Below are 16,990 nucleotides of genomic sequence, written 5' to 3' on the forward strand. Positions count from 1 at the left end.
CAGCCAGCGATTTGGCCGGTCCGGGGGCTCAGGAGTCGCTCCGCTCCTGGCCTTCGGCGGCAGTGGCGACGCGGGTTTCCGCGCCCGGGTTGAGGCTGAAGATATGAGCGGTTTTGAGCGGTCGCAAAAGCTCGCTAGGAAGCCAGGGCGAGGGGCGTTGATAGTCGCAGACGCCCTGGGGAAAGATGGCCTTGAGGGCGGGCAGGTGCGGGGTCATCTCCACTGGCCCGTAAAGCCCTTTTTCAAGAGCCTTCTCGACCGGTTGCAGGGCGCACTTGAAAGTCAGTCCTGAGAGGTCGGCGCCGGCGACCTGGCGTGAATCGCTGTAGATGGGGTAGCGCGCCATGCAGGGGCCGGTCGGGCGGCCGTTCCAGGCCCCGTCCCAGACTTGTTGCCCCTGGGCGATCACGATCCCCTGGGCGTCGTAGCAGCGATCCAGAGCTTCTTCCGGGCGTGCCTCGGCCACGACCGGCGTTTCCATGGCCTTGAGCCGGACCAGCCAGCGGTCGATGAGGGCAAACGCATCGGGCACCGGGTTGTGATCCTTGTGGGCCACCCAGATCAGGTGGTTGCCGGTCTCGCCTCCGGCCTGCTCAATACGCCGGCGGGTGGAGAAGGAGGCGCTGGTGTGATGCATATCCAGCTCGGGCTCCAGGTAGTGGCGCAGGGCGATGGCGGGAATGGGCAGCTCGCCCAGAAATACCAGCCCTGAGCGGTAAGCGGCTTCGATCGCCTGCGGGTCGCCCTCGGAGCGCGGGGCCGTCGCTCCCGCCGCCCCGGCACGGGTCATGTTGTGGTGGCTCCAGGGTGAGAAGCGCCAGAGAGAAGGTTCACCTCCCCAGCGCCAGAAGCGCTCCTGCTGCATGGCCGATGCCGGCTTCCAGCCGCCCACATGGCGGTTGAGGTGCAGAAACTCCTCGGGCGTAATCTTTCCGTCTTTCAGTGCGTCAAGGCCGTACTGCACGCCCACGTTGTCCCAGCTGCTGCGGGCATACCCATTGGCATCGGTGCCGTAGACGTGGCGCAGGTCTTCCCAGTGACTCCAGTGGTGGCTGTGGTAAACCTCCGGCGCCAGCTCATCGGCAAACGAAAGGTAGTGTGGGTTGTGGGTCAGCGGGGTCAGGCCGCGCCAGCCGTGCACACATTCGCTGCTGCCGGAGAACAGCTGCGGCGGGGCCCCCTGCAGCACCCGGGCCAGATCGAAGGCGACCTGGCGCATGGAGGCCGGGGCGGGGCCGGCCCGCAATCCTTCGACCCATTGGCGGCTTTCCCACTGGCGCCACTTGGGGTTGTCGGCGGCGGTGACATCGAAATAGTGCTCCAGCAGTTCGCAGTCAAAGGCGTAGATGGTCTGGGTGATCATGTCCGGGTAGCCGTACAGGGGGATGGCGCCATCGAGCAGCCCCGGCGCGTTCTGGGCCAGAATGTACTGCTGGATGGCGCCGCCGGAGCCGCCGATACCCACGGTATACAGGGGCGCCCCGTAGCGGCTGACAAACTGCTGCTTGACCCGCCTTGCCGTGTCCTCGGCCAGCAGCAGGTTGTAGTGATTGGAGGTCTGGTTGGCGCTGGAATAGGCCAGCGCATAGCCCTGCATCAACTGGTCTATACGCCGCTCGAGCCGCTGGCCGATATCGATGCGGCCCTGCTTGTGACCCACCCCGACCCCGCCTCGGAACTGGTAGATCAGGCGCTGGTTCCAGTGGCTAAGGTCCGGTACCTCGGGTTTGTCATCGGGACCGGCCAGGGAGGCGAGCATATAAATGTGGCGGTTGATGGTGCCGACTTCGACCCGCACGATCATCTCTACGGCACGTCCATTAAGTTCAACGCGGGCGATGTCGCCGGCGGCCTCATCAAGGGGATAGAAGCGGGGCTCCCCGCGGCGCTGGTAGTAATAGAGCACCTGGGTTGGCAGTCCGCAGTCCTTGCTGTAACCGACAATCTTCGGTTTGGCCTCTGGCGGTGCGCCCTCCGGCAGCGTTTCGTAAACGGCGACGCCGATCCCCTGCTGGTTGTCGACCAGTGGCTGCCCCAGGTCAGAGTCCTGGGTCTGGCAGAGGAAGGGGTAGCGCAGGGGGCCGGCGAACAACGGCGTCGCCGGCCCGACCGTTCCCAGCGGGATGGGAAACGGGAAGCTCTCTTCGGGGCGCGCGCTGACGGCGGGGTGGACGCCCCGGTAGCTTGGAAGGTTGGGCAGGGGGCCGCTGTGGGCAGGCGTCGCCAGTAGCCGAGGGGGCTCCTTGGGATCCGGCCAGAAAATAATCACCGCGACCAGAAGCAGCGAAGCGGTTAGTCCGGCCAACGCCCAGAGGATGTGGGCGGCGCGAAAGCGAAATCGATTCATAGGGCAAGAATAGTCCGGCATTTTTGTTTTGGCCGTTCTTGCCACAGTGTCTAGACTGACCCTATTGGCTTCGGCTTCACGCGCAGAAATGGGGAGGGATCCCATGAGGAATAACGACATGAGCCATCTACGTCAGCCCGTGCGCTTGCTTCAATGGACCCTTCGAGCCTGGCTGATCGCCGGGGTGGCCTTGACGGTGGGAGGCTGCAGCCTGAACCAGAAGTACTCGTCTTCGGAACACGAGTCGCTCTCCCTCGCGCCCCAGGATCTTGAGGAGCATGGGATCGCGTTTATCAGCCCCTCCATGGCGATCGGTAACGAGGAGGATCGCCAGACCCTGGCGTTGGTGTTCTCTTCGACCCTGCATGAAGAGCGCCCCGACATCAAATACCTCTCGCTTCCCGAGACCCTGGGGGCGATCAACCGGGCGGGGCTGGCTGGCGATTACCGGCGAATGTTCGACGATTACCGGCACACCGGTATTTTCGAGATGGAGACCCTGCGCAAAGTCGGTGATGTGACTGACGCCCGGTACCTGGTGCAGCTCAAGCTGGCAAGCTTCAGCCAGCAGACCCGGGGGCGCTACAGTATGTTGGGCTTCAAACTGTTCCACACCAAGAACGCCAATATCCGGCTTTTCTTTCAGGTCTGGGATGCTGAAAACGGCACCATCGCCTGGGAGGGGGTGGAGGAGCTCAATCTGGCGATGGACACCTTCAACGAGCGTGATATCACCTTTACCACCGTGGTGGAGGAGACCGCTCGCAATCTGATTGCGCTGCTTCCCAAGTCTGAGGAAGTGACCGCGGAGCGCGACGCCGACGATACCGAGGCAGTGGATCCGCCCCGCGGCGCGAGCCCGGTGTTGGCCAACAAGGCTAAGGAGCTGTGAGGCGCGCTCCCCAAAGGCGATGAATTATTTTCAGGAAGGTAATAGAATCGGAGCCATGCTGTTCTCCGAGCCTTCCCGATGCCGTCTTTGATCTCTGACAAGCGTTTAGGCCTCTCCCTTATCCTGCTTCTGACGCTGCTGTTTGCCTTTACTGTCTGGCAAAGCGCCACCTTGACCCGCCAGAACGAACTCCAAGCCCTGTATCAGCAGATCGAGGCCGACCTGAGCCGCTACCGGCTGAGCCTGCGCAGCGAGCTGGAAAAATACCAGAGCCTGCCGGAGCTGCTGGCCACGCACCGGGAACTGGTGCAGGTACTGCAGGCGCCCGATAACCTGCTGGCGGCGCACCAGCTCAACCGTTACCTTGAAGAGGTCAGTCGCATTACCGGCGCCTCCGATATCTATCTGATGTCGCGTACCGGCACCACCGTCTCCGCCAGCAACTGGCAGCAGGCGGACTCCTTCGTCGGCAAGAACTTTAATTTTCGCCCCTATTTCCGCCAGGCGATGGCGGGTGAAGGGGGGCGCTACTTCGCCCTGGGTACCACCTCCCGCAAGCGGGGTTACTATTTCTCCCATCCGATCTTTGCGGCGGGTGAAGTCGTCGGGGCCATTGTGGTCAAGATCGATCTCAACGACATTGAGGAGCAGTGGAATGACCCTCTGGTGGACCTGCTGGTTACCGATATCGATGACGTGGTCTTTATCAGTACGCGCAACGAGTGGAAGTTCAAGACCCTGACCCCGCTCGCCCCGCAGGACCTGCAGCGGATCATCGAAAGCCTGCGCTACGGGGATCAGAAGTTAAGCTCCCTGCCCATTCTCAATCGCGAGCGTTACGCCGAGAAGGCCGAGCTCATCACCCTGCTCGAATCCAGCGGCGAAAGTGTCGGCAGCGGCCTGGAAGGGGTATCGGGCGGGCAGTATATGCTGCTGAGCCAGCCGATGCCCGAGGCGGAGCTGAATATCGTCGCCCTGGCCAAGCTGACGCCGGTGGCGGCGCGGGTCTGGAACACCATGGCGCTGACCGCCTTCGTGTTTATCATCCTCGTCCTGCTGCTGCTGTTCTGGCTGCTGCGACGGCGCACCCTGCGCGAGCGCCAGCGTTTCAAACTGCAGGCGACGCGGGCGCTGGAGGCCAACGAGGCCCGGGTGCGGGCGATTATCGACAATACCCAGGCAGGGCTGATCACCCTCGACAACCAGGGGCGCATCGAGTCCTTCAATCCCACCGCCACCGAGCTGTTCCAGTACAGCCACAGCGACATCATCGGTCGCTACTTCAGCATGCTGATTGCCCCTGCAGACCGGCCGGTCTGCTGGCGCGTCATTTCCGACCCGGCGGGGGAGGCCGCGGTGTCGCCGGCGCCGATGATCGAGGCCCAGGGGTGTCGACGGGACGGCCAGCGCTTCCCCATGGAGTTGACCATCGGCCGCATCCACCACCAGGGTGAAGGCAAGTTTATCGTCACGATCCATGACATCACTGAACGTAAGGAGTACGAGGAGCACCTGCGCCAGGCCCGTGACGAGCTGGAGTCCCGGGTGGAAAAGCGTACCCAGGATCTTTCCCACGCCAACGCCCGCTTGCGCCAGGAGATCCAAGAGCACCGCCACACCCAGGACGAACTGATTCAGACCGCCAAGCTCGCGGTGCTGGGCCAGCTCTCGGCGGGGATCAACCACGAGCTCAACCAGCCGCTCACTGCGATTCGCGCCTACGCCGACAACGCCCGGGCGTTCATGCGCCTGGGCGAGATGGAGCCGGTGGCCGACAACCTGACGGAAATCTCCGCGCTGACCGAACGCATGTCCAAGATCATCGCTTCGCTCAAGGTGTTCTCCCGCAAGACCAGCGGGCAGGTGGAGCCGGTCTCGCTGCAGACGGTGCGCGACGGTGCGCTGTCCATCCTCTACGGCCGTCTGCACAAGGAGCAGGTGGCGGTGCTCTGGCCTGAAAAATTGGAGGATATCCTGGTCATGGGCGACATGGTGCGCCTGGAGCAGGTGGTGGTGAATCTTCTGGCCAACGCCATGCAAGCCATGGAGGAGAGGGAGCCGAAGTGGATCCGGGTTGATTGTGAGGAGGATGAGCGGGAGGTACAGCTGCGCTTCCACGACAATGGCCCGGGCATTCCCCGGGAACAGCTTAAAAAAGTGTTTGAGCCGTTCTACACCACCAAGCGGGCGGGTCAGGGGCTGGGCCTGGGCCTCTCGATCTCCTATCGCATTATCGAAAGCCTGGGCGGGCGGCTGCAGGTCGACAACCACCCCGAAGGCGGCGCCGTCTTTACTCTGACCTTGCGGCAGGCGCGGGCGCAGACCCAGCCGAACTCTGAGACGGCCTGATTAAAGTCATAAAGTGCTTCACGATCAAATAATTAGGTGACAAATAAGATTTATTCTCTTTTGTCACTACCCCTTCCGCTCCATTCTCTCCAATAACGCTTTCCGTTGCCGTTAAGACTGACTCAGATCAAGGGTTTGCCGATATTAACCTGCTATTTTTCGCGGTTTCTCGGCACCTTGCCGTTGTTCTCCGCTGGTTCAGGGCGAACTCAACTTGCGAACAAAGGATGTTTTGATGAAGCAGCGCGTTTTCCTGCTCTTGCCCTGCGCAATTTCCGTGGCGGCCGCCTTCGCGGTGCTGCTGCTGTCCGGTTTTACTGTTGCTAGCCTTGTTACGGCGTTGGTGCTGGTTATTGCCGGTGCCGGCGTGGGGCGCTATCTAGAGCGCGCGCAGCAGGCTCGCGAGCAGCACCTGGATAACGAGCGGCAGGTCGTCAGCGCCCGGGAGGCCGCTCAGCGGCAGAGCCTGCAGCAGGCCCAGCTGCTGCTGAGCCAAGCGCTGCCGATTCTCAAGCGCCACGTTGGCACCGTGCGTGACCAGACCGAAGCCGAGGTCGCCAAGCTCACGGAGCGTTTCAGCTCCCTCAGCCAGCAACTCGACGCGACCATCTCCCAGTCCCAGGTACAGGGCGAGAGCGGCGTGCTGCGAACGATTGAGAACAGCGAGGGCGATCTCAACCAGGTGGTCGACATGCTGCGCTCGATCATGGAAACCAAGGAACAGATGCTGACCAAGGTGCAGGTGCTGGCCAGCTATACCTCGGAGCTGGACGGCATGGCCCTGGATGTGGCCAAGGTCGCCGAGCAGACCAACCTGCTGGCCCTCAATGCCGCTATCGAGGCCGCCCGTGCCGGTGAGCACGGACGCGGCTTTGCGGTGGTGGCCGACGAGGTCCGTAACCTGTCCCGCCTCTCCGGCGAAACCGCGCAGAAAATCCGTGAGAAAGTGGAGGTGGTGGCCCACGCCATGACCGAGGCGGTCAACATCGCCGAGCAGACCTCCGAGCGCGATGCCAAGGCCGAAGGCGCCTCCCGTGAGCATATCGAGAAGGTCCTGGCCCGCTTCAACGACACCGCTTCGGCCCTGGCCAACGACGCCCAGCAGCTGCAGGAGCGCAACCGACTGGTGCACCAGGACATCTGCGAGGTGATCGTGGCGCTGCAGTTCCAGGACCGGACCAGCCAGATCCTCAATCAGGTCGGCGGCTCCCTCGACGAGCTGGCCGAGGAGATGGGGCGCCGGACAGACGCTGGTGATGTCGAGCCCCTGGACATTGACGCCTGGCTCCGGCAGATGGAGCTGGACTACGTGACCCGCGAGCAGCGCCTCAACCACGGCGCCGAGCAGGAAAACGACGAGTCCGAGTCCGGCGAAATTACCTTTTTCTAGGGAGTAGAAACGCTTATGGCCAACAAGACCATCATGGTGATCGATGATGCGGCGTCCATTCGCCAGGTTGTCAGCATGACCCTGAAAGGGGCCGGCTACGACGTGATCGAGGCCTGCGACGGCAAGGACGCGCTGGGCAAGCTGGACGGGCAGAAGCTCAACCTGATCATCACCGACGTCAACATGCCCAACATGGACGGCATCACCTTTATCAAGGAAGCCAAGCAGCTGCCCCGCTACAAGTTCACCCCGATCATGGTGCTGACCACCGAGTCCCAGGATGAGAAAAAGCGCGCCGGCCAGGCCGCCGGCGCCAAGGCCTGGGTGGTCAAGCCGTTTCAGCCGCCGCAGCTGCTGGCGGCGGTTTCCAAGCTGGTACTGCCCTAGCCCGGCACGCGGAGGTTTTCATGGACGCCAACCTGCAAGTGCACCAAGAAGGCAGCCACTGCCACATCAACATCAGCGGCGAGCTGACCATTTACGGCGCGGCGGAGCTCAAGCCGGTGCTGCTTGAGCACCTGGCCGGCGCCAGCCGGCTGGAGATCAACCTGGCCGGCGTGGAAGAGATGGATGCGGCCGGCTTTCAATTGCTTTATCTGCTCAAGCGCGAAGCCAAGTCCGGCAACAAAGTTGTCTCCCTGGTCGCGCACAGCCCGGCAATGCTCGAGGTCCTGGCGCTGCTCAACATGGAAGCAGATTTCGGCGACCCTTTGGTCCTCGCCTCTTAACAATGCAACCCGCGGTCACCCGGCAGGCTGCCCGGGGACCGTCTGCGCCAATGCCTTGATGCGCAACACTCAGCGGTGGGAGAACACGGATTATGGATTTGATGGAACAGGCCCAGGAGACCTTTGTCACCGAGAGTCTCGACCTGCTGATCGCCATGGAGGAAGGCCTTAACCAGCTGGAATCCGAGCCGGACAATGAGGAACTGATCAACTCTGTTTTTCGCGCGGCCCACACCATCAAAGGCTCTGCCGGGCTGTTCGGCCTGGATGATATCGTCGCCTTCACCCACAAGGTGGAGAACGTCCTGGACCGGGTGCGCGACGGTGATATCGCTATCACGCCGCCCCTGATTGCGATTCTCCTCGAGTGCCGGGATCACACCGAGGCGCTGATCGAGGATATGGGCGGCGAAGCCACGGATCCGGCCCTGCTTGAGCAATCCGGTCAGCTGCTGGAGCGGCTTCAAGGCGTGGCCGGTGGTCCGGGCGGCGCCTCGCCCGCGGCGGGCGCCGAGGCGGCGGCCAGCAGCCCTTCGACCTGGGAAGCGAGCGTTGACCGTCAGGAGAGCCCGCCGGTGGAGAACGACAACTGGCACATCTCCCTCAAGTTCCACCCTGACGTGTTTCGCAACGGCATGGACCCGCTCTCCTTTCTGCGCTACCTGGCCACTCTCGGCGAGATCGTGCGGGTGGCCACCAGCCTTGACGCCATGCCCGAGGCCGAGGCGATGGACCCCGAGTCCTGCTACCTCGGGATGGAGGTGGCGTTTAAGAGCGACGCCGACAAGCAGACGATCATGGAGGTGTTCGACTTCATCGCCGAAGACTCCGAAGTGGCGGTGCTGCCCCCCTACAGCAAGCTCTCCGAATATGCCGAGCTGATCGAAAAGCTCAAGGCCCAGGACGACAGCTACCGCATCGGTGACCTGCTGCTCCAGTGCGGCGCCCTGACGCAGCCGGAGCTGGACAAGGCGCTCTCCTACCAGCAGGCCCACCGCAGCGACCCCGAGCCCCAGCCCCTGGGTGAGGTGCTGGTGGAGCAGCGGGCAGTGCACCCGGAAACCGTCAAGGCGGCCCTGGGCAAGCAGAAGCAGATCAAGGAGGTCAAGCTCAAGGAGAGCAAGTCGATCCGGGTCGACGCCGGCCGCCTCGATCAGCTGATCAACCTGGTGGGGGAGCTGGTGATCGCCGGCGCCGGCACCAACCTCAAGGCCCAGCAGCTGGGTGATGCCGACCTGCAGGAGTCGGTGTCCCTGATCTCGCGCCTGGTGGAGGAGATCCGCGACCGCTCCCTGCGCCTGCGCATGGTGCAGGTGGGGGATACCTTCAATCGCTTTAACCGGGTGGTGCGGGATGTCTCCCGGGAGCTCGGCAAATCCATCCGCCTGGTGATCGAGGGCAGCGAGACCGAACTGGACAAGAGCGTGGTGGAGAAGATCGGCGACCCGCTGACCCACTTGGTGCGCAACGCCATTGATCACGGCATCGAAAGCGCCGAGGCGCGCCGCGCCGCCGGCAAGCCGGAACAGGGGATGGTCAAGCTCGATGCCTACCACGACTCCGGCAGCATCGTTATCGAGGTCAGTGACGATGGCGGCGGCATCGATGCCGACAAGGTGCTGGCCAAGGCCCGCGCCAACGGTCTGGTGCCCGCTGACGCCCAGCTCAGCCGTCCGGAGATCCTGCGCCTGATCCTCAAGGCCGGGCTGAGCACCAAGGAGGCGGTGAGCAACCTCTCCGGACGTGGCGTGGGGATGGACGTGGTGACCAAGAACGTCGAGGCCCTGCGCGGCGACATCGAGGTGGAGAGCGAGCTGGGGCGGGGCACCTCGATCAAGGTGCGCCTGCCGCTGACCCTGTCGATCATCGACGGCTTTCTGGTGGGGGTCGGCAGCGCCGGGTATGTCATCCCGCTGGACTCGGTGGTGGAGTGCATCGAGCACCAGGACGTGGACAAGGTACGCGCCCACGGCGGGCGCTACATCAACCTGCGTGACGAGGTGCTGCCCTATCTCAACCTGCGCGAACTGTTCGGTGAGCGGGGCGCGTCCACGGTGGGGCGGGAGAACATCGTCGTGGTCAGAAGCGGCAACCAGAAAGCGGGTTTGGTCGTGGACGAGTTAATGGGCGAATACCAGACAGTCATCAAGCCGTTGAGCCGGATTTTCTCCCGGCTCAGCGGAATCAGCGGCTCCACCATCCTGGGATCGGGCGAAGTGGCCATGATTCTGGATGTGTCGGCCCTGATCAAAGAGGCGGAACAGAAAACCCTTCAGTTGGGTTGAGCCGCAAAACCTGTGCAGTACCTAAGGCAAGAGCGAAAGGAGTAAGCCATGAAATGGCGTAATTTATTGATTGGGAGCAAGCTTGCGATTGGATTCGGCACCCTCTTGGTGCTGATCGGCGCTGCCAGCTTTGTCGGCTTCAATGGCATCAAGAAGGTGGATCACAGCCTGCAGGTGGTCGGCAACGAAGAGGCCCCCATCGTGGAGGCGGCCAACGAGATGAAGCTCGAACTGATGGTGGCCCGCAACGCCATGGAGGAGTTCAAGGGCGCCACCGCCACCATCGCCACCGACAATGAAGTGGCGCTCGAAGAGATTCTGCGCAACTACCAGGCCTCGGTTGAAGCCTTTGACATCTACAACGGTGCCATCGTCGAGGGCGGCACCCTGCCGGACGGCTCGGTGGTGATCAAGACCGACAACCCCGAGCTGGCCAACCTGGTGCGCCAGTCCGACGAGGTGCATAACGGCGAGTTCCAGAAAGCCGCGACCGAAATGCAGGCCCGGGGTCGGATGCTGATCGAGTCGGCTAAGCAAGCCGATGCGGCCATGCTGAACATGGAGGCCGCTTTTGACCAGGTGGTCGACCTTGCCGACCAGGCCGAGACGGTCTTCAAGGAGCAGGTGGAGGCCGGACTGGCCAATGCCCGAACCCTCGCCGCGCTGCAAAAAGTGGTCGGGGAGGATGTGCCCAAGATTGACGCCGCCATGGAGATCAAGGTGTCGATCGAGCTGGCGCGGATCAAGCTCGAAGAGGTGGCGCAGATGACCGAAGCTGCTGCCGTGAACGACCTTGAAGCCGAGTACCGGGATACCATCGTCGAGTTTGACGCGCTGGTAGAGGCGCTGCTGAACGGCGGTACCGTGGACGGCTCGGCGATGGTCGCCGTCACGGATCCGGCGGCGCGCCAGGCCGTCAAAGAGTTGGATGAGTACCACGGCGTATTCCAGCAGGCGGCTGAAAGCGTGATGGCCAGCCGCCGGGCCCTGATCAGTGAAATGGAGGCGGCTAACCTCGCCATGCAGGCGCTGGATGCTGCCGGGGGCCACGCCGAGGAGCTGTTGAACCAGGTGGAAGCGCTGGCCGGGGCTGAGATGGAAGAGGCCAAGGCCGCCGGCAACCGTGCCCAGCAGGAGGCCATCACCGTGCTGATCGGGGTCTCCCTGGCCTCCATCGTGATCGGGGTGATCCTGGGTGTCGCCATTACCCGCTCCGTCAGCGGTCCTCTGGCCCGGGCCGTCAAGGCTTGCGAACAGGTGGCCAAGGGCGACCTCACCGCGAAGATCGAATCCGATTCCAGGGATGAGATCGGCCAGCTGTTGAAAGCCATGGGGCTGATGAACGCCAAGCTGGGCGAGATCGTCGGCCAGGTACGCTCCGGGGCAGACGCCCTGGCCAGCGCCGCCGAAGAGGTGAGCGCCACCTCCCAGTCCCTGAGTCAGGCCTCCAGTGAGCAGGCGGCCAGCGTCGAGCAGACCAGCGCGTCGCTGGAGGAGATCACCGCCTCCATCAGCCAGAACGCGGAGAACGCCAAGCTCACCGACGGCATGGCCACCAAGGCCTCGACACAGGGCCAGGAAGGGGGCCAGGCGGTCAGCAACACCGTCGCGGCGATGAAGAACATCGCTGAGAAGATCGCCATTATCGAGGACATCGCCTACCAGACCAACCTGCTGGCGCTGAACGCGGCCATCGAAGCGGCCCGCGCCGGCGAGCACGGCAAGGGCTTTGCCGTGGTGGCGGCGGAAGTGCGCAAGCTGGCCGAGCGCAGTCAGAAATCTTCCCAGGAGATCAGCGACCTGGCCTCCAGCAGCGTGGAGGTGGCGGAAAACGCCGGCCGCCTGCTGGATGAGATCGTACCCAGCATCGCCAAGACCGCTGACCTGGTGCAGGAGATCGCCGCGGCCTCCAACGAGCAGGCCTGCGGGGTCGGTCAGATCAACTCCGCCATGACCCAGATGGACGGCGTGACCCAGCAGAACGCCTCTTCTTCCGAGGAGCTGGCGGCCACCTCCGAAGAGATGAGCAGCCAGGCAGTGCAGCTGCAGCAGCTGATGAGCTACTTCAAGGTGGAGGAAGGGCACGGCGTCCGCAGTCCGCTGCCGCTATCTACCTCAACCGCCATCAGCGGCAACCGGCAAAGCCGCCAGGAGCCCGAAGCCGAGGCGGCTGCCGAGGCGCCTGAAGCCGAGTTTCAGCGGTTCTAGGAGGCCAGCATGGGGCAGATAATGGAGAAGCCGGCCGAGGCCGGCGAGCTGACCGAGGCGCAAGCGCAGCAGGGCGGGCAGTACCTGACGTTCTACCTGCAGGGAGAGATGTTCGGCCTGAACATCCTTCCCATCAAGGAGATCATCGAGTACGGCAAGGTGACCAGCGTGCCCATGGTTCCGGAATACGTGCGCGGGGTGATCAACCTGCGCGGCAACGTGGTGCCCGTCATCGACCTGCCGGTGCGTTTCGGCTGGGCCTCCTCGCCGCCCAACAAGCGCACCTGCATCGTCATTGTCGAGGTGGAGAGTGACCAGGAGCGGCTGGATATCGGCATCGTGATCGACAGCGTCAGCGAGGTGCTGGATATCGAGGCGGCCAATATCGGCGCGGCGCCGAGCTTTGGCGCCAAGATCCGCACTGACTTCATCGCCGGCATGGGCCGGGTCGGTGAGGACTTTATCGTGCTGCTTAACGTCAACAAGGTGCTGTCGGTGGACGAGCTTTCCCAGTTGGGTGATGTCCCCGGTGCGGATCTTGGTGGTGAAGACGCCTGAGGGCGGTTAAGAAGAAGCGGCGATTTGCCGGAACCATGCCCGAAGCCTGTGTTTCGGGCGTTTTTCTATTCAAAACAGATGTCTTATCCGCCGCGGATTGCCCCGGCGGCCCCCTTGCCGGATGATTAGGGGAGTAAGCGGAGGGAGAGTCATTGAGCGCCGAGACCATCAGCCAGAAGGAGTTCGACCAGTTTCGCCAGCTGATCTTCGAGCAGGCGGGGATTACCCTGTCCGATGCTAAGAAGCGCCTGGTGGTGGGACGTTTGGGCAAGCGCCTGCGTCACTACCGGCTGCAGAGCTTCGGTGACTACTTCAACCGCTTGATGTCCCATCAGCTCGAGCCCCAGGAGCTGCAGGTGGTGATCGACCAGCTCACCACCAACGAGACCCACTTTTTCAGAGAGCCCGCCCATTTTGATTTTCTGCGCGAGCAGGTGCTCGCCCCCTTGGGGCCGGGCCGCAGGATCCGGGTCTGGAGCGCCGCCAGCTCCTCCGGCGAGGAGGCCTACTCCAGCGCCATGGTGATACACGACCGGCTCGGCGAGGGCACCTGGGAGGTGTTCGGCTCCGATATCAACCGGGCGATTCTGCAGCGGGCGCAACGGGCGGTCTATTCGATGAACGTCGCCCACGAGATTCCCGAGCACTACCTTAAGCGCTACTGCCTCAAGGGGGTCCGTTCCCAGGAGGGCGCCTTTCTGATCGCCCCCGAGCTGCGCAAGCACGTGCGCTTCGAGCAGGTGAACCTGAACGCGCCGCTGCCGAACATCGGTGAGTTCGACGTGATCTTTCTGCGCAACGTGATGATCTACTTTTCGCTGCAGACCAAGCAGTCGGTGGTGGCGCGCATGCTGCCCAAGCTCAAGCCCGGCGGCTATTTCATCGTCGGCCACTCGGAGAGTCTCAACGGGGTCACCGACTCCCTCGAGCTCATTCGTCCCACCCTCTACCGCAAGCCCCTTTAAGTCATGCCAAAGAGGATGCCGATGCAGGTACTTAAACCCGGCGACTTTTACTTCGGCAGCCGGGGTGAACAGATCAAAACCTTGCTGGGCTCCTGCGTGGCGATTACCCTCTGGCATCCGCAACAGCGTATCGGCGGCATGTGCCACTTCCTGCTGCCCGATAACGGCGGCAAGGAGCTGGAGAAGGGGGGCTATGACGGCCGCTACGCCGACCAGGTCATGGCGATGTTCAAGCGGGAGCTGGTCCGCACCCGGACCCGGCCCCGGGATTACCAGGTCAAGGTGTTCGGCGGTGGCAACATGTTTCCCCAGCTGGCGCGCCAGGGGCTGGATATTGGTCAGCGCAACATCGGCGCCGCCCGCCGGCTGCTGCACCAGGAGGGTTTTCGCATCCGGGCCGAGCACGTGGGCAAGAGCGGTCACCGCGCGATAATTTTGGAACTGGAGACGGGCCGGACCTGGGTACGTTGGCAGGGGCAGGGCGCTGGGAACGAACACTGAGGGTCCAAGAGCAGATGGGCAGAGAAAAGATCAAAGTCATGGTGGTGGACGACTCGGCGGTGGTGCGCCAGGTCGTGACCGCCACCCTCGCCAGCGACCCGGCCATAGAGGTGATCGGTAGCGCCGCCGACCCGCTCTTCGCCCTGAAAAAGATGGAAAAGTGCTGGCCCGACGTCATCGTCCTCGACGTGGAGATGCCTCGCATGGACGGGATCAGCTTTTTGCGCAAGCTCATGGCCGAGCGCCCGACCCCGGTGGTGATCTGCTCGTCATTGACCGAGTCCAATTCTGAAACCCTGCACCGGGCCCTGGCGGCCGGTGCGGTGGAGATCATTACCAAACCCAAGGTGGGGTTGAAGGGCTTCCTGCACGAGTCGGCCAAGAGGCTGATCGCCGCAGTTAAGGCCGCCAGCCAGGCGCGGCTTGAGGCGCGCACCGACGCCAGCGCGCAGCTGAAGGTCAGCCCCAAGCTCAGCGCCGATGCCGTCCTGCCTGAAGGGCCAGCCTTGGGCGGAGGAGCGCCCCTAGATAAGGCTGCGTCTCTGAGAGGAGAAGGATCTCTGCACGGCGTGAAAACCACCGAGAAACTGGTGGTGATCGGTACCTCTACCGGCGGCACCCAGGCCCTGGAGCGGGTGCTCAAGGCCTTGCCCCGGGTCTCGCCGGGCATCGCCATCGTGCAGCACATGCCGGAAAAGTTCACCGAGGCCTTTGCCCAGCGACTGGACGGCCTCTGCCAGATCAACGTGCGTGAGGCCCATGACGGTGACCGCCTGCTGCCGGGTGTGGCCCTGGTCGCTCCCGGAGGCCGTCATTTGCTGGTCAAGCGCAACGGCGCCCAGTTTCACGTGGAGGTGCGGGACGGACCGCTGGTCAATCGCCACCGGCCCTCGGTGGATGTGCTGTTCCGCTCGGCTGCCCGCTGTGCCGGCCCCAACGCCCTGGGGATTATCATGACCGGGATGGGGGACGACGGCGCCCGCGGCCTGCTGGAGATGCGCCAGGCCGGGGCCCAGACCCTGGGCCAGGACGAGGCCAGCTGCGTGGTGTACGGGATGCCAAAAGAGGCTTTTAAGATCGGCGCACTGCAGCGCAGCGTCGATCTGGAGCAGATTCCCCGGGAAATCATCGACTACTTTCACGCCCAGTAGCCTGTAGGCGGGGCGTCTCCCCCGCCCCCTTCAAACGAATCAATAGCCTCATTAAAACAAAGGATTAGGTTTTGCTCTCCCGCCTCGCTTGGAGTATCTTCCACGCCCTGTACTAGAGTAGAATAGCGACGCTTTTTCTGCCGTAGAGCGACTCCAGGGACCGGAAACTCTTTCTTTTAGAGGTGATGGTAATGTCGACGCACGACCCCGGGAACGCCCGGGGGGGCGCCAAGAGTATTAGCGTGTTTGCCTGGATCGATGCCCGGCATCGATTTCTGCTGGATACCTACGACCAGCTGTTGCTCAGCCCCGACCGCAAACATATCTCCCGTTGCCTCTATCTTGCGCACCAGATTCAGGGCGCCTGCAAGCAGCACAAGGACGGCCTGCTGGCGGCGCTGCAGCTCAACCGCAATCCTCAATACCAGCACGTCAAGGAGCTCTTCGTCGGCGTGCTGTGCGAGCAGCTGGGTCAGCAGGCGGGGCTTTCGCCCTCGGCGCGGCTGCTGCTGATCTGCGCCGCCCTGACCCAGGATATCGCCATGCTCGACCTGCAGGACAACAAGCTGGACCGGCAGGCCACCGGACTGACCGAGGGGCAGCGCGCCATGATCCGCAAGCATCCCACGGGGGGGCGCCGGATCCTGGAGCGGGCCGGGGTCAAGGATGCGGTCTGGCTGGAGGCGGTGGAGCAGCACCACGAGCGGCCCGACGGCAAGGGCTACCCGCAGGGGCTGGCCGGCAGCGAGATCGCCCTCAGCGCGCGGATTCTGACCGTGGCCGATGTCTACGTGGCCATGGTGCGCCCTCGCGGTGACCGTCCTGCACTGTCGCCCCGGGAGGCGATTAAAAATATCTTCCGAATGCGTGACGAGCAGGTGGATGCCGATATCGCCCGCTCACTGGCGGATACCCTGGGCATGCATCCCCCCGGCAGCTGGGTGCGCCTGATCAATGACGAGGTGGGGGTGGTGACCGGGGCCGGGACCGGGCACCCGTTTCCCGAGGTGGCGGTGATTCTCTCCAGTGACGGCGAGCACCTCGCGGAGCCTGAACTTCGGGATACCGGTATCCGCCGCTTCACGGTGGCGGAAATGGTCAAGGCACCCTTTCATTTCAACCTTTCGGCCATCCTCAGCGGGCTATGGCCAAGACTATCCTAGGCCTTGCGGCCGGCAGTAGGAGGAACACGCATGCGCGCATTGCGACTTGAACCCAGTCTTCACCTTGGCATTGAAGCTATCGACCGCCAGCACGGCGAGATGGTGGACATGATCAACGAGACCCAGGCCCTGCTCGAAGCGGAGGAGAGCGGCGACCAGTTGGTGCAGATCCTCAACCGCTTCAACACGCTCTGCATCGATCACTTCAGCACGGAAGAGGCGCTGATGCGCGAGGCGGGTTACCCCGACCTCGCCCAGCACAAGAAGTTGCACGACGGCTCCCTGGAGCGCGCCTTCGGTTTTGACGCCGCCTCCCTGGGCCGCGACAAGGAGGCGGGCAAGGCCCTGCTGCAGCTGCTGCGTGACTGGCTGCTGGCCCATATTCACGCCGACCGGGAGATGGCGCACTTTCTCAAGGCGCAGGGCATCCGCTAGCTGCGAGGCTGAATCTTG

13 protein-coding genes and 1 pseudogene are annotated in these 16,990 nt (G+C 63.4%); 13 read left to right on the forward strand and 1 reads right to left on the reverse strand.

Annotated elements, in window-relative coordinates:
* Window positions 1-28: 28 nt before the first annotated feature.
* On the reverse strand, window positions 29-2,347 hold the full coding sequence (locus JGZ97_RS01370; protein ID WP_207060799.1) for a DUF6351 family protein: 2,319 nt from the start codon (window positions 2,345-2,347) through the stop codon (window positions 29-31).
* A gap of 118 nt (window positions 2,348-2,465) precedes the next feature.
* Here JGZ97_RS01370 and JGZ97_RS01375 point away from each other — a divergent pair, with 118 nt between their 5' ends.
* The 13 genes and pseudogenes from JGZ97_RS01375 (at window position 2,466) to JGZ97_RS01435 (ending at window position 16,972) form a co-directional block, all read left to right on the forward strand.
* Window positions 2,466-3,239, forward strand: a complete 774-nt coding sequence (locus tag JGZ97_RS01375) for a hypothetical protein (protein ID WP_207060800.1) — start codon at window positions 2,466-2,468, stop codon at window positions 3,237-3,239.
* Window positions 3,240-3,317: 78 nt separating this feature from the next.
* Window positions 3,318-5,588, forward strand: coding sequence for an ATP-binding protein (locus JGZ97_RS01380; protein WP_207060801.1), 2,271 nt, complete (start codon window positions 3,318-3,320; stop codon window positions 5,586-5,588).
* Window positions 5,589-6,369: 781 nt separating this feature from the next.
* Window positions 6,370-6,639 (forward strand): annotated as a pseudogene (locus JGZ97_RS18420) (methyl-accepting chemotaxis protein); the annotation flags it as partial.
* A 354-nt stretch (window positions 6,640-6,993) separates the two neighbouring features.
* Window positions 6,994-7,365, forward strand: coding sequence for a response regulator (locus tag JGZ97_RS01390; RefSeq protein ID WP_207060803.1), 372 nt, complete (start codon window positions 6,994-6,996; stop codon window positions 7,363-7,365).
* 20 nt (window positions 7,366-7,385) lie between these two features.
* A complete protein-coding gene (locus JGZ97_RS01395; protein ID WP_207060804.1) occupies window positions 7,386-7,706 on the forward strand; it encodes a lipid asymmetry maintenance protein MlaB in 321 nt (106 codons plus the stop codon).
* 92 nt (window positions 7,707-7,798) lie between these two features.
* The gene (locus JGZ97_RS01400; RefSeq protein ID WP_207060805.1) at window positions 7,799-9,991 is read left to right on the forward strand and encodes a chemotaxis protein CheA; all 2,193 of its coding nucleotides are present in this window, start codon (window positions 7,799-7,801) and stop codon (window positions 9,989-9,991) included.
* A 48-nt stretch (window positions 9,992-10,039) separates the two neighbouring features.
* Window positions 10,040-12,199 (forward strand): methyl-accepting chemotaxis protein, encoded by a 2,160-nt coding sequence (locus tag JGZ97_RS01405; protein WP_207060806.1) that lies wholly within the window; start codon window positions 10,040-10,042, stop codon window positions 12,197-12,199.
* A 9-nt stretch (window positions 12,200-12,208) separates the two neighbouring features.
* The gene (locus JGZ97_RS01410; protein ID WP_242521446.1) at window positions 12,209-12,757 is read left to right on the forward strand and encodes a chemotaxis protein CheW; all 549 of its coding nucleotides are present in this window, start codon (window positions 12,209-12,211) and stop codon (window positions 12,755-12,757) included.
* Between the two features lie 152 nt (window positions 12,758-12,909).
* Window positions 12,910-13,722: a protein-glutamate O-methyltransferase CheR gene (locus tag JGZ97_RS01415; protein WP_207060807.1), complete on the forward strand. Its 813-nt coding sequence runs from the start codon at window positions 12,910-12,912 to the stop codon at window positions 13,720-13,722.
* A 21-nt stretch (window positions 13,723-13,743) separates the two neighbouring features.
* The gene (locus JGZ97_RS01420) at window positions 13,744-14,223 is read left to right on the forward strand and encodes a chemotaxis protein CheD (protein ID WP_207060808.1); all 480 of its coding nucleotides are present in this window, start codon (window positions 13,744-13,746) and stop codon (window positions 14,221-14,223) included.
* Window positions 14,224-14,237: 14 nt separating this feature from the next.
* Entirely contained in the window at window positions 14,238-15,374 is a 1,137-nt protein-coding gene (locus JGZ97_RS01425) for a chemotaxis response regulator protein-glutamate methylesterase (protein WP_207060809.1), read from the forward strand.
* A 191-nt stretch (window positions 15,375-15,565) separates the two neighbouring features.
* Window positions 15,566-16,537 (forward strand): HD-GYP domain-containing protein, encoded by a 972-nt coding sequence (locus JGZ97_RS01430; protein WP_207060810.1) that lies wholly within the window; start codon window positions 15,566-15,568, stop codon window positions 16,535-16,537.
* A gap of 30 nt (window positions 16,538-16,567) precedes the next feature.
* Window positions 16,568-16,972, forward strand: a complete 405-nt coding sequence (locus JGZ97_RS01435) for a bacteriohemerythrin (RefSeq protein ID WP_207060811.1) — start codon at window positions 16,568-16,570, stop codon at window positions 16,970-16,972.
* Window positions 16,973-16,990: the final 18 nt, after the last annotated feature.

Source organism: Motiliproteus sp. SC1-56 (genome assembly GCF_017309075.1).
In the GTDB taxonomy this organism is placed as follows: Bacteria; Pseudomonadota; Gammaproteobacteria; order Pseudomonadales; family Balneatricaceae; genus Motiliproteus.

Coding starts and splice junctions, on each gene's coding strand:
- JGZ97_RS01425 (WP_207060809.1), top strand. CDS start 14,238: ATGGGCAGAGAAAAGATCAAAGTCATGGTGGTGGACGACTCGGCGGTG.
- JGZ97_RS01410 (WP_242521446.1), top strand. CDS start 12,209: ATGGGGCAGATAATGGAGAAGCCGGCCGAGGCCGGCGAGCTGACCGAG.
- JGZ97_RS01420 (WP_207060808.1), top strand. CDS start 13,744: ATGCAGGTACTTAAACCCGGCGACTTTTACTTCGGCAGCCGGGGTGAA.
- JGZ97_RS01430 (WP_207060810.1), top strand. CDS start 15,566: ATGTCGACGCACGACCCCGGGAACGCCCGGGGGGGCGCCAAGAGTATT.
- JGZ97_RS01390 (WP_207060803.1), top strand. CDS start 6,994: ATGGCCAACAAGACCATCATGGTGATCGATGATGCGGCGTCCATTCGC.
- JGZ97_RS01370 (WP_207060799.1), bottom strand. CDS start 2,347: ATGAATCGATTTCGCTTTCGCGCCGCCCACATCCTCTGGGCGTTGGCC.
- JGZ97_RS01395 (WP_207060804.1), top strand. CDS start 7,386: ATGGACGCCAACCTGCAAGTGCACCAAGAAGGCAGCCACTGCCACATC.
- JGZ97_RS01435 (WP_207060811.1), top strand. CDS start 16,568: ATGCGCGCATTGCGACTTGAACCCAGTCTTCACCTTGGCATTGAAGCT.
- JGZ97_RS01405 (WP_207060806.1), top strand. CDS start 10,040: ATGAAATGGCGTAATTTATTGATTGGGAGCAAGCTTGCGATTGGATTC.
- JGZ97_RS01380 (WP_207060801.1), top strand. CDS start 3,318: ATGCCGTCTTTGATCTCTGACAAGCGTTTAGGCCTCTCCCTTATCCTG.
- JGZ97_RS01400 (WP_207060805.1), top strand. CDS start 7,799: ATGGATTTGATGGAACAGGCCCAGGAGACCTTTGTCACCGAGAGTCTC.
- JGZ97_RS01375 (WP_207060800.1), top strand. CDS start 2,466: ATGAGCCATCTACGTCAGCCCGTGCGCTTGCTTCAATGGACCCTTCGA.